General features: G+C 72.2%; 20 protein-coding genes. 12 read left to right on the top strand and 8 right to left on the bottom strand.

Annotated features, from left to right (window positions below):
• Nucleotides 1-22: 22 nt before the first annotated feature.
• From uraD to UK12_RS00575, 3 genes are all read right to left on the bottom strand, one after another.
• On the bottom strand, nt 23-547 hold the full coding sequence (gene uraD / locus UK12_RS00585; RefSeq protein WP_197084431.1) for a 2-oxo-4-hydroxy-4-carboxy-5-ureidoimidazoline decarboxylase: 525 nt from the start codon (nt 545-547) through the stop codon (nt 23-25).
• 196 nt (nt 548-743) lie between these two features.
• Nucleotides 744-1,127 (bottom strand): helix-turn-helix domain-containing protein, encoded by a 384-nt coding sequence (locus UK12_RS00580; protein ID WP_045298189.1) that lies wholly within the window; start codon nt 1,125-1,127, stop codon nt 744-746.
• Complete coding sequence (locus UK12_RS00575; RefSeq protein WP_231590975.1) at nt 1,124-1,390, bottom strand: thiamine-binding protein; 267 nt, start codon at nt 1,388-1,390, stop codon at nt 1,124-1,126. The genes UK12_RS00580 and UK12_RS00575 overlap by 4 nt, the downstream gene beginning before the upstream one ends.
• 286 nt (nt 1,391-1,676) lie before the next feature.
• Between UK12_RS00575 and UK12_RS00570 the strand changes: the two genes are divergently transcribed.
• The 12 genes from UK12_RS00570 (at nt 1,677) to UK12_RS00515 (ending at nt 16,069) form a co-directional block, all read left to right on the top strand.
• Nucleotides 1,677-2,516, top strand: a complete 840-nt coding sequence (locus tag UK12_RS00570; RefSeq protein ID WP_197084430.1) for a TIM barrel protein — start codon at nt 1,677-1,679, stop codon at nt 2,514-2,516.
• Nucleotides 2,517-2,597: 81 nt separating this feature from the next.
• Complete coding sequence (locus tag UK12_RS00565) at nt 2,598-3,485, top strand: 2-hydroxy-3-oxopropionate reductase (RefSeq protein ID WP_045298186.1); 888 nt, start codon at nt 2,598-2,600, stop codon at nt 3,483-3,485.
• 526 nt (nt 3,486-4,011) lie between these two features.
• Nucleotides 4,012-5,151 (top strand): glycerate kinase, encoded by a 1,140-nt coding sequence (locus UK12_RS00560; RefSeq protein WP_082119173.1) that lies wholly within the window; start codon nt 4,012-4,014, stop codon nt 5,149-5,151.
• Between the two features lie 178 nt (nt 5,152-5,329).
• Nucleotides 5,330-6,703 (top strand): allantoinase AllB, encoded by a 1,374-nt coding sequence (allB, locus tag UK12_RS00555; RefSeq protein WP_045298182.1) that lies wholly within the window; start codon nt 5,330-5,332, stop codon nt 6,701-6,703.
• 10 nt (nt 6,704-6,713) lie between these two features.
• Complete coding sequence (alc, locus tag UK12_RS00550; RefSeq protein ID WP_082119172.1) at nt 6,714-7,979, top strand: allantoicase; 1,266 nt, start codon at nt 6,714-6,716, stop codon at nt 7,977-7,979.
• Between the two features lie 41 nt (nt 7,980-8,020).
• On the top strand, nt 8,021-9,481 hold the full coding sequence (locus tag UK12_RS00545; protein ID WP_045298180.1) for a catalase: 1,461 nt from the start codon (nt 8,021-8,023) through the stop codon (nt 9,479-9,481).
• 329 nt (nt 9,482-9,810) lie between these two features.
• Entirely contained in the window at nt 9,811-10,590 is a 780-nt protein-coding gene (locus UK12_RS00540; protein WP_045298178.1) for an IclR family transcriptional regulator, read from the top strand.
• A gap of 76 nt (nt 10,591-10,666) precedes the next feature.
• Nucleotides 10,667-11,044: a DUF6545 domain-containing protein gene (locus tag UK12_RS00535; RefSeq protein WP_045298176.1), complete on the top strand. Its 378-nt coding sequence runs from the start codon at nt 10,667-10,669 to the stop codon at nt 11,042-11,044.
• Nucleotides 11,045-11,227: 183 nt separating this feature from the next.
• A complete protein-coding gene (locus UK12_RS00530; protein ID WP_045298174.1) occupies nt 11,228-12,133 on the top strand; it encodes a metal-dependent hydrolase in 906 nt (301 codons plus the stop codon).
• Nucleotides 12,134-12,348: 215 nt separating this feature from the next.
• Nucleotides 12,349-13,434, top strand: coding sequence for a PDR/VanB family oxidoreductase (locus UK12_RS00525; protein ID WP_045298172.1), 1,086 nt, complete (start codon nt 12,349-12,351; stop codon nt 13,432-13,434).
• 11 nt (nt 13,435-13,445) lie between these two features.
• Nucleotides 13,446-14,282 carry a M24 family metallopeptidase gene (locus UK12_RS00520; RefSeq protein WP_045298171.1) on the top strand — a complete coding sequence of 279 codons (837 nt, stop codon included), beginning with the start codon at nt 13,446-13,448 and terminating at the stop codon, nt 14,280-14,282.
• Nucleotides 14,279-16,069, top strand: a complete 1,791-nt coding sequence (locus UK12_RS00515) for an SDR family oxidoreductase (RefSeq protein ID WP_082119171.1) — start codon at nt 14,279-14,281, stop codon at nt 16,067-16,069. The genes UK12_RS00520 and UK12_RS00515 overlap by 4 nt, the downstream gene beginning before the upstream one ends.
• Nucleotides 16,070-16,431: 362 nt before the next feature.
• Here UK12_RS00515 and UK12_RS00510 read toward each other — a convergent pair whose 3' ends face one another.
• From UK12_RS00510 to UK12_RS00490, 5 genes are all read right to left on the bottom strand, one after another.
• Entirely contained in the window at nt 16,432-17,616 is a 1,185-nt protein-coding gene (locus UK12_RS00510) for an XdhC family protein (protein ID WP_045298169.1), read from the bottom strand.
• A gap of 81 nt (nt 17,617-17,697) precedes the next feature.
• Nucleotides 17,698-19,191 carry an NCS2 family permease gene (locus UK12_RS00505; protein ID WP_045298167.1) on the bottom strand — a complete coding sequence of 498 codons (1,494 nt, stop codon included), beginning with the start codon at nt 19,189-19,191 and terminating at the stop codon, nt 17,698-17,700.
• Nucleotides 19,192-19,453: 262 nt separating this feature from the next.
• Nucleotides 19,454-21,892, bottom strand: a complete 2,439-nt coding sequence (pucD, locus tag UK12_RS00500) for a xanthine dehydrogenase subunit D (RefSeq protein WP_082119170.1) — start codon at nt 21,890-21,892, stop codon at nt 19,454-19,456.
• Complete coding sequence (locus tag UK12_RS00495; protein WP_045298165.1) at nt 21,889-22,374, bottom strand: (2Fe-2S)-binding protein; 486 nt, start codon at nt 22,372-22,374, stop codon at nt 21,889-21,891. Before UK12_RS00495 ends, pucD begins: the two co-directional genes overlap by 4 nt.
• Nucleotides 22,371-23,258: an FAD binding domain-containing protein gene (locus tag UK12_RS00490; protein WP_045298163.1), complete on the bottom strand. Its 888-nt coding sequence runs from the start codon at nt 23,256-23,258 to the stop codon at nt 22,371-22,373. The genes UK12_RS00495 and UK12_RS00490 overlap by 4 nt, the downstream gene beginning before the upstream one ends.
• Nucleotides 23,259-23,388 lie beyond the last annotated feature (130 nt).

The raw sequence follows: 23,388 nt of genomic DNA, 5'->3' as shown, positions 1-23,388 counted from the left end.
ATTGACGAACCGTCGGACAAGTCTAGGGCTCGTCCAGCAGTCGATTGATGCGAATGTCGTTGATCTTGCGCAGCTCGCCCCGGACGATCTCCGCCTCGGTGGCGGCGTCGTTGGGGAAGCGTTCGCGCAGCGACGCGAGCATGGTGGCGGCGGTGCGGCCGGTGGCGCAGATCAGGAACACGTGGCCGAACTTCGCCTCGTAGGCGGCGTTCGCCAGGTGCAGTTCATCGAGGAGTGCGGAGTCCACACCCTGGATGCCGGCCTGCTCGCGCTCGGAGGTGGCGTCGCCCGCCTTGGGCTTGCCGATCCGGGCGTGGCCGGCCATCGCGTCGTTCAGGTCCCGGGCGGTGAGCGCCGCCATGGCCGCCGCGTTGGCGGCCAGCAGTGCGTCCCGGTCGGCCCAGGGCCGGGCGGCCGCGACGGCCTCGGCCCAGCCGGGGCTGGAGCAGATCTCCAGCAGGGTCTCCGTCAGCTCGGCGGCGGGAGCCTGTGCGAGCGCCTTGAGGGCGCCGGCCGCGTCGGGGGACGCTTGGGGGTGGTTGGTCACGGGTGGACCTCCTGAAGAGTGGTGCCACTCGCAAAAGCTAGATCCACCACCCCCGAGCGTCAACACTTTGTTGAACGGTTGGTGGTTACGTTTTGGGACGGGCCCGCTCATCGGCCCTTTTGGTGTGCGATTCGCCAAGTGCGCCTGCTGTCACGGGTGGGACAGACTGGGCAAACCCGGCGGACGGCAGCTCCGGTCAACTGGTCTTGGCGCTGTCCTGCTGTCGGTTCAGATAGTTGTACACCGTGAACCGGCTGACGCCGAGGGCCGAGGCCACCGTCTCCACCCCGTGGCGGACGGTGAACGCGCCGCGCTCCTCCAGGAGGGCGACCACGCGCTGCTTCTCCCAGCGGTCCAGCTCGGCCAGCGGGCGCCCGTCGAACTGGCGGGCCATGTCGGCCAGCAGGCGGTCCAGTGCGCTGCTGAGGTGCGGGAGGCGGACGGCCACGGCCGGTACGCCCTCCCACTCCAGGACGACGTCGTCGGGGCGGGCCTCGGCCACCTCGACCTGGGTCGCGCCGACGGCTTCCAGCAGCGGCTTTATCGCCGAGGCGAGCGGGTGCTCCAGGGCATTGCTCACTGCGTACCCACTCCTTCCGGGCTCTCGCCCGCGTCCTTGTCCAGGACGCTGACCTGTACGGAGATCCGGGTGGCCCCGGCCTTCAGGGTCTCCCGCAGCAGCTCGGAGACGGCGGACAGGACCTGCTCCGCCTCACCCTCCGCGCCGGTGCCGAACGGGCCGACTGCAACGGCCAGGCCGGCCTCGTCCACCACCCGTCGGGCGGCCGCCGCATGCTCCGGGAATGTGTCCAGCTCGAACGGTTCTGTCGTGAACTCCACCATCAATCGCACCTGCTCACTCTATCGAGCGGCGCTGTCGGGGGGAGGGGTCCGGGAGGGCTTCCGGGCCGGGTGGGACCGGGGCCGGTGCCGGTGCGGTGCTGCAGGCGGGGGAGTCGGCTGATCGGACAGTACGGGCCCCGGGTGGTCCGAAGGTTTCGGCCGCTTCAACAAAATGTTGTGACGGTCTTGACACCCCGGAGCATCCCCGGACATGCTTCCACCAAGCAGAATCCCTCTTCCGGATCGTGGAAGTTGCGGATACGGAAGAGAGTGAGAGGTGATTGACGTGACTGCCGCTTCCAAGCACAGCTACACGGTCAACCTGTCGATCCTGTTCAGCGAGCTTCCGCTCCTGGAGCGCCCGGCCGCCGCCGCGGCCGCCGGCTTCACCGCTGCCGAGCTCTGGTGGCCCTTCGGCCTCGACCACACCCCCGCCCAGGCCGAGCTGGACAAGCTCCGCAAGGCCTTCACCGACGCGGGTGTGCAGCTCACCGGTCTCAACTTCCTGGACGACCTCGCCACCGGGGTCGCCAAGGGCACCCTCTCGGTGCCGGCCGAGAGCGAGCGGTTCCGGGAGAACATCCCGGTGGCGGTCTCGCTCGCCGAGTCGCTGGGCACCAAGGCGCTCAACGCCCTCTACGGCAACCGGATCGAGGGCGTGGACCCGGCCGGGCAGGACGAGCTCGCCCTGGAGAACCTCGCGCTGGCCGCCCGGGCCGCGCACTCCATCGGCGCGATCCTGCTGATCGAGGCCCTCAACAAGCCCGAGGCGCCCGACTACGCGCTGCTCTCGGCGGCCGCCGCCGTGGAGGTCGTGGACAAGGTGAACGCGGCCACCGGCCTCGGCAACGCCAAGTTCCTCTGCGACTTCTACCACCTGGCCAGGAACGGCGAGGACCTGGCCGCGGTCATCGACGCCTACGCCGACCGTTTCGGCCATGTACAGATCGCCGACAACCCGGGCCGCAACGAGCCGGGCACCGGCGAGCTGGACTTCGAGGACCTCTTCGCCCGGCTGACCGCCGCGGGCTACAGCGGCCGGATCGGGCTGGAGTACCGCCCGTCCACCGGTGTCAGCGCCGACAGCTTCGAGTGGCTGCCCCGCGAGCTGCGCCCGTCGCACTGAGCACGCGCGGCCCCACGGGTCGCACGGCCGGGCGCGCCACGCCCTCCCCACCCCCCTCCACGTACGAAGGAACGCGAAGCGATGAGCCGCAAGATCGCCTTTATCGGCCTCGGCATCATGGGCAGCCCGATGGCTGCCAACCTGGTCAAGGCCGGCCACCACGTCACCGGCTTCAACCTCACCCAGCCCCCGATCGACGCCCTGGTGGCGGCCGGTGGCCACGGTGCCACCAGCATCGCCGAAGCGGTGCGGGACGCCGAGGTCGTCATCACCATGGTGCCGGCCGACCCGCACGTCGAACAGGTCATCCTGGGCGAGGGCGGTGTGCTGGAGAACGCCGAGGCCGGCACCCTCGTGATCGACATGTCCTCGATCACCCCGCAGACCTCGATCAAGGTGGAGGCCGCCGCCAAGGAGAAGGGCATCCGCACCCTGGACGCCCCGGTCTCCGGCGGTGAGGCCGGTGCCGTCGAGGCCGTGCTGTCCATCATGGTCGGTGGCGCGGCCTCGGACTTCGCCGAGGCGAAGCCGCTCTTCGACGCGCTCGGCACCACGGTCATCCACGTCGGCCCGGCCGGTGCCGGCCAGACCGTGAAGGCCGCCAACCAGCTGATCGTGGCCGTCAACATCCAGGTCCTGGCCGAGGCCGTGGTCTTCCTGGAGAACGCGGGCGTCGACCTCGCCGCCGCGCTGGACGTGCTCGGCGGCGGCCTGGCCGGCTCGACGGTGCTGAACCGCAAGAAGGGCAACATGCTGAACCGCGAGTTCGCTCCCGGCTTCCGCATCGACCTGCACCACAAGGACATGGGCATCGTGACCGACGCGGCCCGCGCCGTCGGCGCGGCGCTGCCGGTGGGCGCGGTCGTCGCCCAGCTGGTCGCCTCGGCCCGCGCCAACGGCGACGGCTCGCTGGACCACTCGGCCCTGCTCCGCGGCGTCGAGCGGCTCTCGGGCCGCGAGGTCAAGTAACCGCCCTCGAGTAACCGTGAGGCCGAGTAACGCAGTACTTCGTGCCGGGGGCGCGCCCTGACAGTCCGCCCCCGGCACGGGAACCGCTTGGCGCAGTACCCACAGACTCCTCCTGGTGGCGTGTACCTGTCCGGTCGTGCCCGCGCCGCCAGGAGGGCAGTTCCGGCCGGCAGGAAGGCTGGCTCATCCGCCTCCTGCCGGTCGCTCCAAGCCGGCGGCGCGCGCCACCCTCCCGGGGGCACTTCGGTCGTGCCTGCGCGCTCCGCCCGGCCCCCTCCTTCGCCGAGGGGAGCCTCTCGTACGTCGGAAGCGGGACGAGAGGAACGGCGGGGAGGGGGTTCTTCTTCACGGGCGGCTTTCTTTACGGGCTCGGGCGGGTTGCACTGTCCAGGGGGCTCGGGCGGTGTCCCGGTAACGGGTAGCCGTTCGTGGACAGGTGGCCGTGTCCGGGGATGCCCCCGCCGTTCCCCGAGCCCCTGAACAGCGCAACAGTGCCAGTCAGATGATCGGAAGAGAGGCCCACGCCATGCCCGCCACCCCCACCCAGGGCCATGTGGTCGTTGCTCCCGACAAGTTCAAGGGCACCCTGGAGGGCGCCGAGGTCGCCGCCAGGATCGCCGCCGGCATCCGCCGCACCGCTCCCGGTGTCGAGGTCCGCGAACTGCCCGTCGCCGACGGCGGCGAGGGCACCCTGGCCGCCGCGCTGGCGGCCGGATTCACCCGGGTGCCCGCGAAGGTCGCCGGTCCGACCGGGCTCCCGGTGGACGCCGCCATCGCCGTCAGGGGCGACACCGCCGTGGTCGAGCTGGCGCAGTCCTCCGGACTCGCCCGGCTCCCCGGCGGCCGTACCGCGCCGCTCGCGGCCGGCTCCTTCGGCGTCGGCCAGCTGATCGGCCGGGCGGTGGCGCTGGGCGCCAAGCGGGTCGTGGTCGGCCTCGGCGGCAGCGCCTGCACCGACGGTGGCGCCGGGATGGTCCAGGCGCTCGGCGTGGGCCTGCGCGACGGCGAGGGCGCCGAGCTCGCCCCCGGTGGCGCGGCGCTGCGCAGGCTGGCCGCGATCGACCTCGGCCCGCTCGCCGACGCGCTCGGGGGTGTCGAGATCGTCGTCGCCTGCGACGTGGACAACCCGCTGCTCGGCCCGCGCGGCGCGACCGCCGTGTACGGCCCGCAGAAGGGTGCGGAGGGCGAGGACCTGGCGGTCCTGGAGGCGGGCCTGACCCGCTGGGCGGACGTGGTCCGCGAGGCCACCGGCCGGGACTTCCGCGACGCCCCCGGCGCCGGGGCTGCGGGCGGGGTCGGCTTCGCCGCCCTCGCGCTGCTCGGCGCCACCATGCGACCCGGCATCGAGCTTCTCCTCGAGTTGCTGGGTTTCGACGAGGCTGTGCGTGGGGCGCGTCTCGTCGTGACGGGCGAGGGCTGCCTGGATGCTCAGACGCTCCATGGCAAGGCTCCCGCCGGCGTTGCCGCGGCGGCCACTCGGGCGGGGGTTCGGGTGGCCGCTGTGGCAGGGCGGGTGGAGCTGGCGGAGGACGAGTGGCGCAAGGCCGGTTTCGTCTCCGCGATCGCCCTCACCGATCTGGCCGAACAGCCCGGCGACAGCATGACCAAGGCCGCCGAACTGGCCGAGGTGGCGGGCCAGCGGCTGGCGACCGGACTGCTGACCTGAGGCCGACCGGCTGACCCCGGCGCCTCGTAGCTTTCTCCATTGACGTTTTGTTGAAGGCGGGCCTAGGCTCCGAGCCATCGCAGCAGCCAGTCCGACGATCGGACTATCAACTGCCGTACCGGCACTGCCTGCCCGCTCTCAGCGACCCCCACTCGTACTTTCCAGCACGGAGGTCCAGATGCCCCTCAGCGAGACGCCACCCACCACCGTGGTGATCCGCTCCCGCCGTGTGGTCCTGCCGGACGGCGAGCGTCCCGCTGATGTGCTGATCCAGGACGGCCGGATCGAGCGGATCGCCGACCACGGCGTGCTCCCGGCCGACGGCCGCACCCTGACCGACCTCGGCGAGACCGTTCTGCTGCCCGGCCTGGTCGACACCCACGTCCACGTGAACGAGCCCGGACGCACCGAGTGGGAGGGCTTCGCCACCGCCACCAGGGCCGCCGCGGCCGGCGGTGTCACCACGATCATCGACATGCCGCTGAACTCCATCCCGCCCACCACCACGGTGGACGGCCTGGCGGCCAAGCGGAAGACCGCCGACGGGCAGGCCTGGGTCGACCTGGGCTTCTGGGGCGGGGCCGTCCCCGGCAACCTGGCCGACCTCGAACCGCTGCACCGGGCCGGGGTGTTCGGCTTCAAGAGCTTCCTCGCGCCGTCCGGCGTGGACGAGTTCCCGCACGTCGAGCAGGCCGACCTGGAGGCCGCCCTGGCCGAGCAGGCCAGGATCGGCGCGCTGGCCATCATCCACGCCGAGGACCCGGCCGTGCTGGCCGCCGCCCCGCAGCAACCGGGCGTCCACTACCGGGACTTCCTCGCCTCCCGGCCCGCCGACGCCGAAACCGCCGCGGTCGCGAGGCTGCTGGACACCGCCCGGCGCACCGGCGCCCGGGTGCACATCCTGCACGTCTCCTCCGCCGCCGTACTGCCGTTGCTGCGCCAGGCCCGCGCGGACGGCGTCCAGGTGACCGCCGAGACCTGCCCGCACTACCTCACCCTCGCGGCCGAGGAGGTGCCGGACGGCGACACCGCCTTCAAGTGCTGCCCGCCGATCCGCGACGAGTCCAACCGCGACCTGCTCTGGGAGGCCCTGGCGGCCGGCGAGTTCATCGCGGTGGTCTCCGACCACTCGCCGTCCACGCCGGACCTCAAGGAGCTCCGGCGCTACGGCGGCAGCGGCGACTTCGCCGCCGCCTGGGGCGGTATCGCCTCCCTCCAGCTCGGCCTGCCGGCCGTCTGGACCGAGGCCCGCAAGCGCGGCCACGGCCTGGCGGACGTGGTCCGCTGGATGTCCGCAGGACCCGCCTCGCTGGTCGGCCTGACCGGCACCAAGGGCGCCATCGCGGTCGGGAACGACGCCGACCTGGTCGCCTTCGACCCCGACGCCCGGTTCGCGGTGCACGCCGAGGAACTGCACCACCGCAACCCCGTGACCCCGTACGCCGGCCGGACGCTCACCGGTGTGGTCCGCACGACCTGGCTGCGCGGCCGGGTCGTCGACGTGGCGGACGCGACCGCCGAGCCGTTCGGCCGCCAGATCACTCGTAACTAGGAGCCTTGAGTTGAGCACCGTCAATCCCCCCAGCGCTCCCTTCACCGAGCTGGTCAACCTGGCCTCCCGCCTGCTGGGCGCGGGCATCGTCGCCACCAACGAGGACACCTTCGCGGACGCGGAGAACCTGCTGGTCGCGGCACCTGCCGAGTTCCGTCCGCACACCTTCGGGCACAAGGGCCAGATCATGGACGGCTGGGAGAGCCGCCGTCGCCGCGGCGTCTCGGCCGGGCAGCCGCACCCCACCGACGAGGACCACGACTGGGCGATCGTCCGGCTGGGCGTGGCCGGGGTGATCCGCGGCGTGGTGGTCGACACCGCGCACTTCACCGGCAACTACCCCGAGACGGGCTCGGTCCAGGGCGCCTCCGTCCCCGGCCACCCGTCCCCCGCCGAGGTCGAGGCCGCCGAGTGGGTGGACCTGGTACCCCGTACCCCGCTCCAGGGCGACACCGCCCACGAGTTCGAGGTCACCGGTGAGCAGCGCTTCACCCACGTCCGCCTGAACATCTGGCCGGACGGCGGCGTGGCCCGGCTGCGGGTGTACGGCGAGGTCCGCCCCGACCCGCGCGACCTGGACGGGCTCACCTTCGACCTCGCCGCGCAGGAGTACGGCGGCGTCGCCGAGGCCGCCTCGGACCGCTACTTCTCCTCCCCGCACAACCTGAACGCTCCCGGTCGCGCCTCCGTCATGGGCGAGGGCTGGGAGACCCGGCGTCGGCGCGACAAGGCCAACGACTGGGTGCAGATCGCCCTGGCCGGGGGCGGCGAGGTCCTGGCCGCCGAGGTGGACACCACCCACTTCGTCGCCAACGCCCCCGGCTGGGCCGACCTGGTCGGCTACGACGCCTCCCAGGGCGGAGACCCGGCGGGCGACGCCGACGGCTGGTTCGAGATCCTGCCCCGCACCCGCCTGCAGCCCGACACCCGGCACCGCTTCCGGCTCACCGCGGACCGTCCGGTCACCCACGTCCGGATCAACGTCTACCCCGACGGCGGCCTCGCCCGGCTGCGCCTCACCGGCCGGCTCACCGAGGCCGGCCGCGCCGCCCTCGCCCTGCGCTGGTTCAACGCGCTGCCGGCCGCCGAGTCCGAGGCCGCGCTCACCGGGGCCGGACTGGACGAGGCCGAGGCCACCGCGCTGACCGCCGCCCGCCCGCTCGCGGACGCCGCCGCGACCACCGCCGCCGTCGCTGCCCTGCAGCCGACCGACGGCCCCGACGGTGAGCAGTCCTCCCGCCGCCGCTCGGCCATCTGGCGCCTGCTCGGCGTCTGAACCCGAAACACCTCCGCACCGCCGCTATGTGAAGGACCCTCATGTCGAAGATCTTGACCACCGAGTCCGGCGCCCCGATCGCCGACAACCAGAACTCCGCCTCGGCCGGTGAGTACGGCCCGCTGCTGATCCAGGACCAGCAGCTGCTGGAGAAGCTGGCCCGCTTCAACCGCGAGCGCATCCCGGAGCGCGTGGTGCACGCCCGTGGCTCCGGCGCGTACGGCTACTTCGAGGTGACCGACGAGGTCTCGCAGTTCACCAGGGCCGCCTTCCTCGCCGAGGTCGGCAAGCGCACCGAGGTCTTCCTGCGCTTCTCGACCGTGGCCGGCAACCTCGGTGCCAACGACGCGGTCCGCGACCCGCGCGGTTTCGCGCTGAAGTTCTACACCGAGCAGGGCAACTACGACCTGGTCGGCAACAACACCCCGGTGTTCTTCATCAAGGACCCGCTGAAGTTCCCCGACTTCATCCACTCGCAGAAGCGCGACCCCTTCACCGGCACCACCGAGGCCGACAACGTCTGGGACTTCTGGGCGCACGCCCCCGAGGCCACCCACCAGATCACCTGGCTCTTCGGCGACCGCGGCATCCCGGCCTCGTACCGGCACATGAACGGCTACGGCTCGCACACCTACCAGTGGGTCAACGGGCAGGGCGACGCGTTCTGGGTGAAGTACCACTTCAAGACCAACCAGGGCGTGCGCTCCCTGGACGGTGCCCAGGCCGCCGAGCTCGTCGGCGGTGACGCCGACAGCCACCAGCGCGACCTGCACCAGGCCATCGAGCGGGGCGTGTTCCCGTCCTGGACCCTGTACGTCCAGCTGATGCCGGTGGCCGAGGCGGCCGAGTACCGCTTCAACCCGTTCGACCTCACCAAGGTGTGGCCGCACGCCGACTACCCGCTGCAGAAGGTCGGCCGCCTGGTCCTCAACCGGAACCCGGAGAACGTCTTCGCCGAGGTCGAGCAGGCCGCCTTCTCGCCGAACAACTTCGTTCCCGGCATCGGCCCGTCCCCGGACAAGATGCTCCAGGGCCGCCTGTTCGCCTACGCGGACGCCCAGCGCTACCGCCTCGGCGTCAACCACACCCTGCTCGCGGTGAACGCCCCCAAGGCCACCGAGGCGAACAACTACGGCCGCGACGGCTTCTCGGCCGTCAACGAGTCCGGCCGCGGCAAGAACTACGAGCCCAACTCGTACGACGGCCCGCGCCAGACCGACGACGCCCTCGCCGCCCCGGTCGCCCTCTCCGGCTACACCGGCACCTACACCACCCCGGCGCACACCAAGGACGACGACTTCTTCCAGGCCGGTGAGCTCTACCGGCTGATGTCGGACGGCGAGAAGGAGCGGCTGATCAACAACCTGGCCGGCTTCCTCGCCCAGGTCTCCCGCGACGACGTCATCGAGAAGAACCTCGCCCACTTCCACGCGGCCGACGAGGAGTACGGCGCCCGCCTGGAGGCCGCGGTCGCCAAGCTCCGGGCTGGCGACGAGGGCTGAGGCCCGACCTGACCAACCCTCAACGGTCGCCCGAGCCCGCACTCGGATGACCGCCGACGGGCCCCTTCCCCGGGCAGTGGGGAGGGGCCCGTCCGGCGTGCGCGGAACCCGGCGGGACCGGGCGGCCCCTGCGGGGTCCGCACGTTTCCCCGGAGCAGGCGCCCGGTTGAGCGCGGGTGAACGACGTGCGGCATATGCCAGTCAAGGGGACCTGGCCCCGTACCGGCGAATTCGCCTCGGTGTGGGGTCTGCCGCGCCCGGCGTGGCTAGGCTGGGGGGATCGCGGCAGGTCCGCGCGGATGGGTGGGATTGTTCGTGAAGGGGGCCTCATGTCGGCACGGAGCCGGGGCGACCGGACCACACTCGACCAGGGCGGTCCGAGTCCGTTCGGGGCGCTCCAACGGGCCCTGCGGCTGCTGGAGGCGGTCGACCGCCACGGCGGCGGCGTCACCCCCGCGGTCCTCGCCCGGGAGCTGTCGCTGCCCTTCACCGCGGTCCAGGAGCTGGCCGAAGTCCTGGAGCTGGAGGGCTACCTGACCAACCAGGAGGGCTGCTGGGTGCTCGGCGGCGCCTTCGCCCTGCTCGGCCAGGCGAACCGCAGGCAGCTGCTGCGCACCAGGCTGGACCGCACCCTGGCCGAACTGCGCGACGAACTGGGTGCCGCCGTCTACTTCGGCCGGTACCACGACGGCGAGTTGACGGTGGAGGCGGTGGCCTCCGCCGACTACGCCCCGCCGGTCGAGGAGTGGGTGGACTTCCGCGCCTCGGCGCACGCCAGCGCGCTGGGCAAGTGCCTGCTGAGCCAGCTCGACCACGACGCCCGCCGCGACCACCTGTCCCGGCACCCGGTCGCCCGGCTCACCTCGCGCACCGTCACCGACGCCGAGCAGTTGATGCACCGTCTGGAGCGCCAGCCCGCCACCGTCCCGGTGCTGGACATCCAGGAGTACGCCATGGGCACCGTCTGCGCCGCCGTCCCGGTCACCGCGGGCAGCACGGTCGGCTGCCTGGCCACCTCGCTGCCGGTCTCCGACGTCCACCGGCTGCGCGCTGCCGCCGAACTCCTGGCCGAGCGGGCCGCCCCGCTGATGATCGCGATGGCGGTCTGACCCCGGTCGTCCGGCGCCGTCAGGACGGGCCGCCCCAGGAGGAGAGGAAGACGGCGCCCTGGAAGACGGTGACCCGGTGGGCGGCAGGGCTCTCGGCCTGCCGCACGGCGTCAGGTTCGCGCTGTACCGCAGGGTGATCGAGATCCATGACGCCCAGTTGGCGCTGCGCCCGTACCGGCACCCCGACGCCGCCGCCTGGGTCTGCGAGCTCGATCCCGGCTGCCGTCCCGAGACCGTCGAGGCGGCGGCCATCGCGGCGGCCGTCGAGTCCGTCCGCGCGGGGCGGCGGCACGCGGCCTGGACGGCCCCCGGGGCGGGTGCACCGGCGGCCGGGTCCACCGCCGTGACGGAGACGGACTGGCTGGTCCGGGTCGCCCGCGCCTACCGGTCCGCCGCCGTGGTGGCGGCCGTCCGCAACCGGGTCCGCGCGGAGCTCGGCACGCCCGCCCGATGAGCGCTCCGGGCGGGCGCCGGCGTACCACCGGGGCTCGGGCGTACGCCCCGGGAGGCTCAGGCGTACGGCCCGGAGCTTATTAGACTTGATGTCGATAAGAATGCCCGAAACCCTTGTAGGGCGCTCTACTCGCGGGTAGGTTGCCGGTAACCGCCGCGTCACCCGCAGGTCAGGAGGCTCCCCATGCCCCGCCCCACCGCGCCCTCCACCGCCCCGCCCGCCGTGCACGACAGCCTGGTGCTCGAACCCAGGGACGTCCGGTTCGACTGGTCGCAGCTGCCGCTGCACTGGATCCCCGACGAGCCGATGGCCACGCACACCATCAACGTGCTGCACCTGCTGCTGCCCGAGGGCGAGCGCTGGTTCATCCGGGTCTTCAAGGACGCGCTGCCGATGATCAGGGACGAGCAGCTGCGCGAGGAGGTGCTCGGTTTCATCGGGCAGGAGTCGATCCACGCCGAGGCCCACCAGGAGGTGCTCGACCACCTGCTCACCCAGGGCCTCGACCCGCGCCCCTACGTCCGCCAGGTCAGCTGGCTGTTCCACCGCATCCTGGGTGAGAAGACCGGACTGACGGCCCGCCAGCGCCGCGAGAACATCATCGAGCGGGTCGCCTTCGTCGCCGCGATCGAGCACTTCACCGCCTTCCTCGGCAACTGGGCGCTCAACTCGCCCGGGCTGGACCGGGCCAAGGCCCACCCGACCATGCTCGACCTGCTGCGCTGGCACGGTGCCGAGGAGGTCGAGCACCGCAGCGTCGCCTTCGACCTGATGGTCCACCTCGACCCGGGCTACCTGCGGCGGGTCCGGGGCATGGCGGTGTCCGGGCCGCTGCTGGTCCACCTCTGGGTGCGCGGGGTCCGCTTCCTGCTGGCCGCCGACCCCGTCCTCCAGGGGCGGATCCGGCCCACCTGGCGCGAGGCCGGGCTGAACTCCCGGCGCGGCCTGCTGCCCGACCCGGTGCGGTCGATCCGCTCCGGCCTGCGCTACCTGCGGCCCGGCTACCACCCCACCCAGGAGGGCTCCTCCAGCCAGGCCCTCAGCTACCTCGCCACCTCCCCGGCCGCCCGCAGCGCCGCCACGCGCTGAACGTGCTTCCGGGGGTGGGGCGTTGCCCGGTCGGGTGCGGGTGACCGGCTGTGCGGGGTGTTTCGCGCAGTTCCCCGCGCCCCTGGAAAGCTGTATCGCTCGCGTCCCCTGGAAAGCTGCTGTATCGCTTGCGCTCCTGGGGTGCTGCATTGCCCGTGTCCCTGATGAGTTGTCCCTGTCTGCCCGTCTGCCTGCCTCGACCCGGAGCCGCCCGGATGGATCTCAGTACACCGCCACCCGACCTCTACGGCCGTCCGCGGCCGGACCGTTACATCCAGCGGATCACCGCCTTCGGCGACCGCTACACCCCGGCGATGGGCAGCCCGCTGTTCCGCCGGAACCCCCGCCGTGCCGAGCCCGGCCCCACCCCACTGCTCCAGCTGGTGGTCACCCGGCACGAGACGATCGCCACCGGGGTGGTCGAACTGCACCTCGCCGACCCCTCCGGCACCCCGCTGCCCGGCTGGCAGCCCGGCGCCCGGCTGCTGCTCACCCTCCCCTCCGGCCGCGAGCGGCACTACTCCCTCTGCGGGGACCCGACCGAGGATCGGGTGTACCGGATCGCGGTCCGCAGGATCGCCGACGGTGGCGGCGGCTCGGTGGAGATCCACGAAGAACTGCACGTCGGTGCCCGCCTGACGGCCCGCCGCCCGCGCAACGGCTTCGCCTTCTGCGCCGAGCCCGCCGTGCTGTTCCTGGCCGGCGGCATCGGGATCACCCCGCTGCTCCCGATGGCCCGCGAGGCCGCCCGGCTCGGCCTCGACTGGCGGTTGGTCCACACCGGACGCAGCGCCGACGCGATGCCGTTCGCGGACGAGCTGCGCGCCCTCGGCCCGCGCCGGGTCACGCTGCTCACCGACGAGCAGCACGGAGTCCCCACGGCGGACGCCCTGCTCGCTCACGCCCCGGCCCGCGCCGCCGTCTACTGCTGCGGCCCCGCGCCGATGCTCGCCGCGGTGCAGCGGGCACTCGACGCCTCGCCCGCGCGGTCCCTGCACTTCGAGCGCTTCGGTGCCGCACCCATCGTCGACGGCCGGCCCTTCTCGGTCCGGCTCGGCGCTGAGGGGCCCGAACTGCCAGTCCCCGCCGACCGATCGGCGCTCGACGTGGTCCGCGAGGTCCGTCCCGAACTGCCGTACTCCTGCCACCAGGGCTTCTGCGGCACCTGCCGGGTGCAGCTGCTCTCCGGTGCACCTGCTCACCGCGACCGCCGCCTCACCGAGGAGGAGCGGGCCGCCGGTGCCCTGCTGCCCTGTGTCTCCCGAGCCGCCGAGGGCGAGACACTCGTCCTCGATCTGTGAGGAGCCCGACCATGCCGCGCTTCCCCTACGACGACCGTGATTTGGACCGCTTCCGGGAGACCCAGCAACTCGCGTACCACTGCGCCGAGCAGGTGGCCGCCTGGATCGAGCCCGGAGTCACGGAGCGCCAGGCCACCGCCGAGCTGCGCCGCTGCCTGGTCGCGGCGGGCGTCCAGGACTTCTTCCACGTCCCGTTCGCCTGGTTCGGCGACCGTACGGCCTTCCGGCACTTCCACACCCCGCTGCAGTTCTTCGCCGGCAACCGCCGGCTGGCCGAGGGCATGCCCTACGTCCTCGACTGCGCCCCGATCGTGGACGGTTACACCGCCGACATCGGCTATGGCGGCAAGGTCGGCGACAACCCGATCTGGGACCGGCTCGCCGCCGACCTCCAGGTCTACCGGGAGCTGATCCTGCGCGAGGTGCGGGCCCGCCGGCCGCTCGACGAGGTCTACGCCGCCGTGGACGCCCAGATCGCCGCGCACGGCTACGACAACCGCCACCGGGTCTACCCGGGCCGGGTGATCGGCCACCAGGTGACCAGGACGAGTGCGCGCGGCCCGGCCGGGGTGAACGTCTTCGGCTTCGGCGTACGCACCCTGCAGACCCTCGGCCGGGAGCTGATCAGCGAGCGCCTGCACGGCCGTTCACCACTCTGGGCGGACGGCCGCTCCTCCCGGCACGCCCCGACTCCCGGGCTGTGGGCGGTGGAACCGCACATCGGCTTCCGCGAGGTGGGCATCAAGTTCGAGGAGCTGCTGGTGGTCACCGAGGACGACGCCTACTGGCTCGACGACGACCTGCCGCACGTACGCCGGTGGACCCGGCAGAAGGAGACCGCCCGATGAGGAACCGCCGGATTCGCCGGGCCGCTCCTTCACCGCACCCGCACCCGCACCCGCACCCGTCGTCCTCGGTACCGGAGCGCCGCCGGACCGTCCACTCCGGCGGCCTCCCGCTGGCCGTCTTCGAGCAGGGCGACCCGGCCGACCCCACCGTGATCCTGGTGCACGGTTACCCGGACACCCATGTGGTCTGGGACGACGTCGCCGCCGAGCTGGCCGCCGACCACCACGTCGTCCGCTACGACGTCCGGGGCGCGGGGGAGTCCGGTGTGCCGCACTCCCGTGCCGGGTACCGGCTGGAGCTGCTCGGCGCGGATCTGTTCGCGGTCGCCGACGCCGTCAGCCCGGACGCGCCCGTGCACGTGGTGGCGCACGACTGGGGCTCGGTGCAGTCCTGGGAGGCCGTCACCGCACCCGGCGCCGAGCAGCGGATCGTCTCCTACACCACCATGTCCGGGCCCTCGCTCGACCACCTGGGCCACTGGATCCGCCACCGGATGCGCCGGCCCACGCCCCGGCACGTCAAGCAACTCCTGGTCCAGGGCGCCCACTCCTGGTACATCACCGCCTTCCACCTGCCCTTCCTCGCCCCCGCGACCTGGCGGCTCTGGCTGGCCCGCGCCTGGCCGCGGGTGCTGCGCGACCTGGAGGAGGTCACGGAGCGCCCCGGCCACCCGCAGGCCACCCTCAAGCAGGACGCGGTGCGCGGTATCGAGCTGTACCGGGCCAACATGCGGCCCACCCTGCGCAACCCGCGCGAGAGGCCCACCGAGGTGCCCGTCCAGCTCGTCACGCTGGCCCGCGACCACTACGTCGGGGAGTTCCTCTCCGAGGGGCTGGAGCGCTGGGTGCCCAGGCTCACCCGCCGGACCGTCAACGCCACCCACTGGTCCGCGCTGCTGGAACAGGGGCCCGTGGTGGCCGGGCTGGTCCGCGACTTCGTCGCCCGCACCGCCGCCGGGGAGGTCCAGGGACCGCCGGACGACGGCCGGCTGGTGGTGATCACCGGCGCGGGCAGCGGCATCGGCCGCGCCACCGCGCTCGCCTTCGCCGAACGGGGCGCCGCCCTCGCGCTCGCCGACCTCGACCTGCCCTCCGCCCAACGCACCGCCGAACTGTGCGAGTTGGTGGGCGGGCGGGCCACCGCCTACCTGCTCGACGTCAGTGACGGCGCCGCCGTGGACGCCTTCGCCCAGCAGGTGGCGGCCGCGCACGGCGTACCGGACGTGGTGGTCAACAACGCGGGCATCGGCCACTCCGGGACCTTCCTGCAGACCACCGAGAAGGAGTGGCAGCGCGTCCTGGACGTCAACCTCTGGGGCGTCATCCACGGCTGCCGGGCCTTCGGCACCCTGATGACCGAGCGCGGCCAGGGCGGCCACATCGTCAACCTGGCCTCGGCCGCCGCCTATCTGCCCTCCAAGGTGCTCGCCGCGTACGCCACCAGCAAGGCCGCCGTGCTGATGCTCTCCGAGTGCCTCGGCGCCGAACTGGCCCCGCACGGCATCCGGGTCTCCGCCATCTGCCCCGGCATCGTCAACACCAACATCACCCGCACGTCCACCTTCTCCGGCCTCACCCCGGCCGAGCAGGCCGCGAAGCAGCAGCGGGTCTCCCGGATGTACGCCCGCCGGGGCTTCCCGCCCGAGAAGGTCGCCGCCGAGATCCTCCGCGCGGTCCGCACCGGCAAGCCGGTCGTCCCGGTCACCTTCGAGGCCAAGGCGGCCCGGCTGCTCGGCCGGCTCTCCCCGGCCCTGCTCCGCCGCGCCGCCCGCCTGAACGTGGGCTGACACGGCGTCGGCCACCCGCGGGTCCGGCCCTGTGGCACGGGCCGGCCCCGCCCGGCCGGGCCCGCGACGGGGCGGCGCCCCGAGGGCCCGTCTCCCAACTCCCGTCGTCCGCCCGAAGGGCGGCCCGGAGCTCTTGACTGCCCCGTACCCGAAGCGCGGGCAGCAACGGTGCCTTCGCCTCCGGGCCCGGCTTCGACGCCTGCACCGGCTTCGGCAGCCCCGGCGGCCGGGAACTGCTGGCGGGCCTCAAGGCCCTGTGATCCACCCACCCGCAGGGGTGGCCCGGAGGGGAAGCGCCGGGCCGCCCCCGCTCCGCCGACTCCGAGCGGGGTCCGTGGCTGCGAAGGGGTGCGTGCTCGCGCCTACGCGGCGTGGGGCCGGGGCCTGGTCCGCCGGTTGCCGTCGGTGTGCGTCAGGTCGTGGTGGATGGGGCCGTTGCCGGTGGAGAGCGGGAGGCAGCTGCCGCCCCGGCGGTGGGCGATGATCTCGGCGGCGACCGAGACGGCGGTCTCCTCGGGGGTGCGGGCACCGAGGTCCAGGCCGATGGGGGAGCGCAGCCGGCCGATCTCGGCCTCGGTGAGGCCGACCTCGCGGAGCTTCGCGTTGCGGTCGCGGTGGGTCCGGCGCGAGCCCATCGCGCCGACGTAGCCGACCGGCAGCCGCAGGGCGCGCTCCAGCAGCGGGATGTCGAACTTGGCGTCGTGGGTGAGGACGCACAGCACGGTACGGCCGTCGATCTTCTCCAGCTGCGAGTCCAGGTAGCGGTGCGGCCAGTCGACCACGACCTCGTCGGCGTCCGGGAAGCGGCGCCTGGTGGCGAAGACCGGCCGGGCGTCGCAGACGGTCACGTGGTAGCCGAGGAACCTGCCGATCCGGACCACCGCCGCGGCGAAGTCGATCGCGCCGAAGACGATCATCCGGGGGGCGGGGACGTAGGACTCGACGAAGAAGGTGACGGTGCCCTGCTCGTCCTCGTCGCAGGGACGGCCGTCCAGGGCGAGGACCACCCTGCCGGTGCGTCCGGCGTCCAGCATGGCCCTGGCCTCGGCCACCACGGCGCGTTCCAGGGCGGCGGTGGTCGAGGGGGCGGGGGAGAGCGAGCCGTGGTGGGTGTCGGCGGTGACGGCGACGGTGGCGCCGAGCAGTGCGGCGGGCCCGTCGATCACCCGGGCGAGCGAGACGGGGGTACCGGAGGCGACGTAGGTGATCCCGGCGTCCAGCGCGGCGTCGGCGCCGGGGGTGATCGGCTGGACGAAGACGTCCAGGACGCCGCCGCAGGTCAGGCCGACCGCGAAGGCGTCCTCGTCGCTGTAGCCGAAGCGTTCGAGCACCGGCTCGCCGGAGGCGATGGCCCGCTGGCACAGCTCGTACACCGCACCCTCGACGCAGCCGCCGGAGACCGAGCCGATCGCCTCGCCGGAGGCGTCCACGGCGAGTGCGGCCCCCGGGTCGCGCGGTGCGCTGCCGGAGACCCCGACCACGGTGGCGACGGCGAAGGAGCGCCCGGATGCGTGCCAGCTCTGCAACTGCTCGGCGATGTCCTGCATGTCGGGGGCTCCTCACACGGGTCGGGGATGGGGGATCGCCGTGGTGCGGGAGCCTCGGCCCCCGCACCACGGCGGGTGGTACTAGTGGACGCCCAGCCAGGACTTGATCGGGCTGAGCGCGAAGTACACCACGAAGACGGCGGTCAGGACCCACATCAGCGGGCCGGGCTCACGCCACTTGCCGGTACCGGCCTTGATGACCGTGTACGAGATGGCACCGGCCGCCACACCGGCGGTGATGTTGTACGTGAAGGGCATCAGGACGCAGGTGAGGAAGGCCGGGATGGCCACCTCGCGGTCGGCCCAGTCGATGTGCCTGGCCTGGCTCATCATCATCGAGCCGATCACGACCAGGGCGGCCGAGGCGACCTCGACCGGGACGATGCCGGCCAGCGGGGAGAAGAACAGCATCAGGGCGAAGAACCCACCGGTGACCACGGAGGCGAGCCCGGTACGGGCCCCGTCACCGACACCGGTGGCGGACTCGACGAAGACCGTCTGGCCGGAGGCCCCGGACACACCGCCGATGGCGCCGCCGGCACCGTCGATGAACAGCGCCTTGGACAGACCGGGCATCCGGCCCTGCCTGTCGGCGAGGCCCGCCTCGGTGCCGACGCCGATGATGGTGGCCATCGCGTCGAAGAAGCCGGCCAGCACCAGGGTGAAGACCGCGACGGTCGCGCTGATCGCACCCATGCCGTTGCTGCCGAAGGCGCCGAACAGGTCGAGGTGGCCGAAGAGCCCGAAGTCGGGCGTGGAGACCGGGCTGCCCGGCCAGGTCGGGACGGAGCTGCTCCAGGTCTTCGCCGGCAGGTCGGCGACCGCGTTCACGACGAACGCGACCACGGTGCCGCCGGCGATGCCGATCAGGATGGCGCCGCGGACCTTGCGGGCCAGCAGGACGAAGATCGTCAGCAGCGTGAGGGAGAAGATCAGGACCGGCCAGCCGGACAGCTCGCTGTTGGGGCCGAGCGACACCGGCGGACCGAACGGGTCCGGACCGTGGTGCACGAAGCCGGCCTTGAACAGGCCGATCAGGGTGACGAACAGGCCGATGCCTATGGTGATCGCGTGCTTGAGCGGCAGCGGGATGCCATTCATGATCTTCTCGCGCAGACCGGAGACCACCAGCAGCACGATCAGCAGGCCGTAGATCACACACAGGCCCATGGCCTGCGGCCAGGTGGTGTGCGGGGCGACCATCGCGGAGAGCGCGCTGGACACCGAGAGCCCGGCGGCGACGGCCAGCGGTACGTTGCCGACCACGCCCATCAGGATGGTGGTGACCGCGGCGGCGAGCGCGGTCGCGGTGGTCAGCTGTGCGTGGTCCATGTGGGCGCCGGTCCTGTCGGCGCCGCCCAGCAGGATCGGGTTGAGCAGGATGATGTAGGCCATCGCCATGAACGTGGTGAGGCCACCGCGCAGCTCGTTGCCGAAGGTCGAGCCGCGTGCCGAGATCTTGAAGTAGGCGTCCAGCGCGTTCTTCGGTGGGGGTGCCACTGACGACGTGAGGGAGTCGTCGGTGGCGGGTCTGTCGTCTTCAGTGGTGCCGGTCTCCGTGGGGATCCGGGTCATGTCCACTCCCAAGTGTCAAAGGGGGTTGGGGTGGGCGAGCCGACCTGACTGCCAGTTGAGGGTCTGGCGCAGGGGGACTGCTCGACTCACGAGGGCACTCTTCGGTGCCTGCGGTGCGAGGGTGGTGCGCACCGCTGCAGAACCCCGGCGTGGGAGAGGCAGCGGATAAGGGGTGTGGCAGGCATTGCGTGTTCCCGGAGAAATGGGTGGTGCACCCCCGGGGCGGCGGGGAAGACGGTCGCCGCCCCGGGGAGGTCTGTCGTCAGAGCGTGTCGGTCAGGTGCTCGGGGCGGACCGGGATCCGGTTGAGCGCCAGACCGGTCGCGGCGCGGATCGCGGCGACGATGGACGGCGTGGCGGAGACGGTGGGGGCCTCGCCGACGCCGCGCAGCCCGTACGGGGCGTGCGGGTCCGGCCGCTCCAGGACGTCCACCGGGATCGGCGGGGTGTCCAGGATGGTGGGGATCAGGTAGTCGGTGAAGGAGGCGTTGCGCACCTTCCCGTCCTTGACGATGATCTCCTCCATCACGGCCAGGCCGAGGGCCTGGGTGCAGCCGCCCTGGATCTGGCCGACCACCGAGAGCGGGTTGAGCGCCCTGCCGACGTCCTGGGCGGCGGTCAGCTCGACCACCTTCACCAGGCCGAGCTCCACGTCCACGTCGACCACCGCGCGGTTGGCGCAGAAGGTGTACTGGACGTGGCCGAAGCCCTGTCCGGTCTCCTTGTCGAACGGGACGGTCGGACGGTGGTGGTGCTCACGGGTGAGGTCGATCGCCTCGTCACCGAGCAGGTCGACGACGGAGATCAGCGCGCCCTGGGACTCCGAGACCACCTTGCCGCCGATCAGCGTCAGGTCGCTCTGGGTCCAGCCGTAGCGGCGGCGGCCCTTGTCGATCACGGCCTGCTTGACCGCCTCGGCGGCCAGCTTCACCGCGCCGCCGGTCATGTAGGTCTGGCGCGAGGCGGAGGTGGAACCGGCCGAGCCGACCTCGGTGTTGGCCGGGTGGATGGTGACCTGCTCGACGCCGAGCTCGGTGCGCACGATCTGGGCGTGCACGGTGACGCCGCCCTGGCCGACCTCGGCCATCGCGGTGTGCACCATGGCGACCGGCTCGCCGCCGATGACCTCGATCCGCACCCGGGCGGTGGAGTAGTCGTCGAAGCCCTCGGAGAAGCCGACGTTCTTGATGCCGACCGAGTAGCCGATGCCGCGGACGATGCCCTCACCGTGCGAGGTGTTGGACAGCGCGCCCGGGATCTGCCGGATGTCGAGGTTGTCGAGGTCCAGCGGCGGCGGCAGCGGCATGTCCTTGACCCGCTGGAGCAGCTCGGCGACCGGGGCCGGTGAGTCGATCTGCTGCCCGGTGGGCATGTAGTCGCCCTCGGCCATCGCGTTCAGCTGGCGCAGCTCGACCGGGTCCATGTCGAGGGCGGCGGCCAGCTTGTCCATCTGCGACTCGTAGGCGAAGGCCGCCTGCACCGCGCCGAAGCCGCGCATGGCGCCGCAGGACGGGTTGTTGCTGTAGAGGGCGATGGCCTCCATCCGCACGTTCGGGATGACGTACGGGCCGTGGCCCAGCGAGGCCGCGTTGCCGACGACGGCGGGGGAGGCGGAGGCGTACGCGCCGCCGTCCAGCACGATCCGGGCGTCGGCGAAGACCAGCCTGCCGTCGCGGGTGGCACCGTGCTCGTAGGTCATCTTCGCCGGGTGGCGGTGCACGTGGCCGAAGAAGGACTCGTCCCGGGCGTAGACGATCTTGACGGGCTTGCCGGTGTGCTGGGCCAGCAGGCAGGCGTGGATCTGCATCGACAGGTCCTCGCGGCCGCCGAAGGCGCCGCCGACCCCGGCGAGGGTGAGGCGGACCTTCTCCTCCGGCAGGGCGAGCACGGGGGCCATCTGCTGGCGGTCCACGTGCAGCCACTGGGTGGCGATGTAGAGGTCGATGCCGCCGTCCTCGGCGGGCACCGCGAGGCCGGACTCCGGGCCGAGGAAGGCCTGGTCCTGCATGCCGACCTCGTAGTCGGACTTGATGATCACGTCGGCCAGGGCGCGGATCTCGTCGGTGACACCGCCGCCGGAGACCAGCTTCTGCGAGTGCACGATGTTGCCGGAGCCGTGCGACTTGTACTCGTGCGGCTCGTGCACGTAGCCGTACACCTCGGGGTTGAGGCACTGCTCCTCGGTGACGATCGGGGTGAGCACCTCGTACTCGACCTTGATCTTCTTCACCGCGCGGCGGGCCGTCTCCGGGTGGTCCGCCGCGACCAGTGCGATGGCCTCACCGTGGTAGCGGACCTTGTCGATGGCCAGGGCCGGCTGGTCCTGGATCTCCAGGCCGTAGTACTTGGTGCCCGGGATGTCGTCGTGGGTCAGCACCGCGTAGACGCCGGGGACCTTGAGCGCGTCGGAGATGTCCACCGAGAGGATGTTGGCCCGGGGGTGCGGCGAGCGCAGCGCCATGCCCCAGAGCATGTCCTCGTGCCACATGTCGGACGAGTACGCGAACTCGCCCTTGACCTTCAGCGTGCCGTCGGGGCGCAGCGGCGAGCCGCCGATGCCGTCCTTGCTGGCCTGCCGGATGTCCTGCAGGTTCTTCTGGCCCTGGATGGTGCGAGTGCTCAGTCCTCCCGCCCTCGCTTCGCTCGTGCGGTGGCTTCGCCAAGCGCTGTGCTGGATGATTCGCTCGCTACGCTCGTTCATTCGGAGGCCGCCTTAGCGCACTTGCGGGCGGAAGCGAGCCGCACCGCGTCCATGATCTTCTCGTAGCCGGTGCAGCGGCACAGGTTGCCCGACAGCGCCTCGCGGATGTCGGAGTCGCTCGGCTGGGCGTCCGTCTCCAGCAGCGCGTCGGTCTGCACCAGCAGGCCGGGGGTGCAGAAGCCGCACTGCACCGCGCCGGCGTCGATGAACGCCTGCTGGACCAGGCCCAGCTCGCCGTTCTCCTCGGCCAGGCCCTCGACGGTGCGGACCTCGCGGTCCTGCACCTGGCCGGCCGCGACCAGACACGAGCAGACCGGGGTGCCGTCCAGGTAGACGGTGCAGGAGCCGCACTCGCCCTGCTCGCAGGCGTTCTTCGAGCCCGGCAGGCCGACCCGCTCGCGCAGCACGTACAGGAGGCTCTCGCCCTCCCAGACGTCGTCGGCCTCCACCGGCTTGCCGTTGGCGGTGAAAGTGACCCTCATGCCGCGCTCCTGATCTGCTTGCTGTAGTCGTTCCACGTCCAGGTGAGGGTGCGGCGGGCCATCACGGCCAGCGCGTGCCGCCGGTAGTCGGCGGTGCCCCGGACGTCGTCGATCGGGGACGCGGCGGCCTTGACCAGCTCGCCGAACTTCTGGATCACCTCGGTGCCGAGCAGGTCACCCGACTCCCAGAGCCCGCGCTCGGCGAGCACGCCCTGCAGGTACTGCTCGGCCTCGACGGCGCGGCGCGGGGTGGGGGCGGCCGAGCCGATACCGGTGCCGACCGTGCCGTTCTTGGGGTGCAGCGCGAAGCCGAAGGCGCAGACCGCGATGACCATCGCGTTGCGGGTGCCGATCTTCGAGAACTGCTGCGGGCCGTCCGCGACCGGGATGTGCACCGCGCGGATCAGCTCGTCCTGCTCCATCGAGTTGCGCTTCACCCCGACGTAGAAGTCGTCGATGGCGATCATCCGGGTGCCGCGGACCGAGGCGACCTCGACGAACACGTCACGTCCGGCGGCGAGCAGCGCGGGGTGCGAGTCGCCGGCGGGCGAGGCCGCGCCGAGGTTGCCGCCGACACCGCCACGGTTGCGGATCTGCGGGGAGCCGACGGTGTGCGCCGCCAGCGCCAGGCCGGGGAGGGGACCCGACAGCTCGTTGATGATCCGGGAGTACGGAACGGAGGCGCCGAGCCTCACCACGTCGCCGTCGATCGACCACTCGGTGAGCTCGGTGATGCGGTTCAGGTCGAGAATCGCGGATGGCCGGTGCACGTCGAAGTTCATCTCGACCATCACGTCCGTACCACCCGAGATGGGCAGCGCGGTCGGGTACTCAGCCTTCGCCGCGAGCGCCTCGTCCCAGGTAGCGGGCCGAAGGAACTCCATGCGGGTGTCTCCTCAAGTCGTCGCCAACCAGACTGTGGGCACAGTGCCCGAACTCGGTGTTCCGGACCGTGCCACCGCCTCGTTGCCGACGGGTCGAGTCCTGGTCACCGGGGTGTGTCCGGCGGCGTGT

The organism is Saccharothrix sp. ST-888 (assembly GCF_000955975.1).
Taxonomy (GTDB): domain Bacteria; phylum Actinomycetota; class Actinomycetes; order Streptomycetales; family Streptomycetaceae; genus Kitasatospora.
This window is presented reverse-complemented; position numbering and strand designations above follow the sequence as displayed.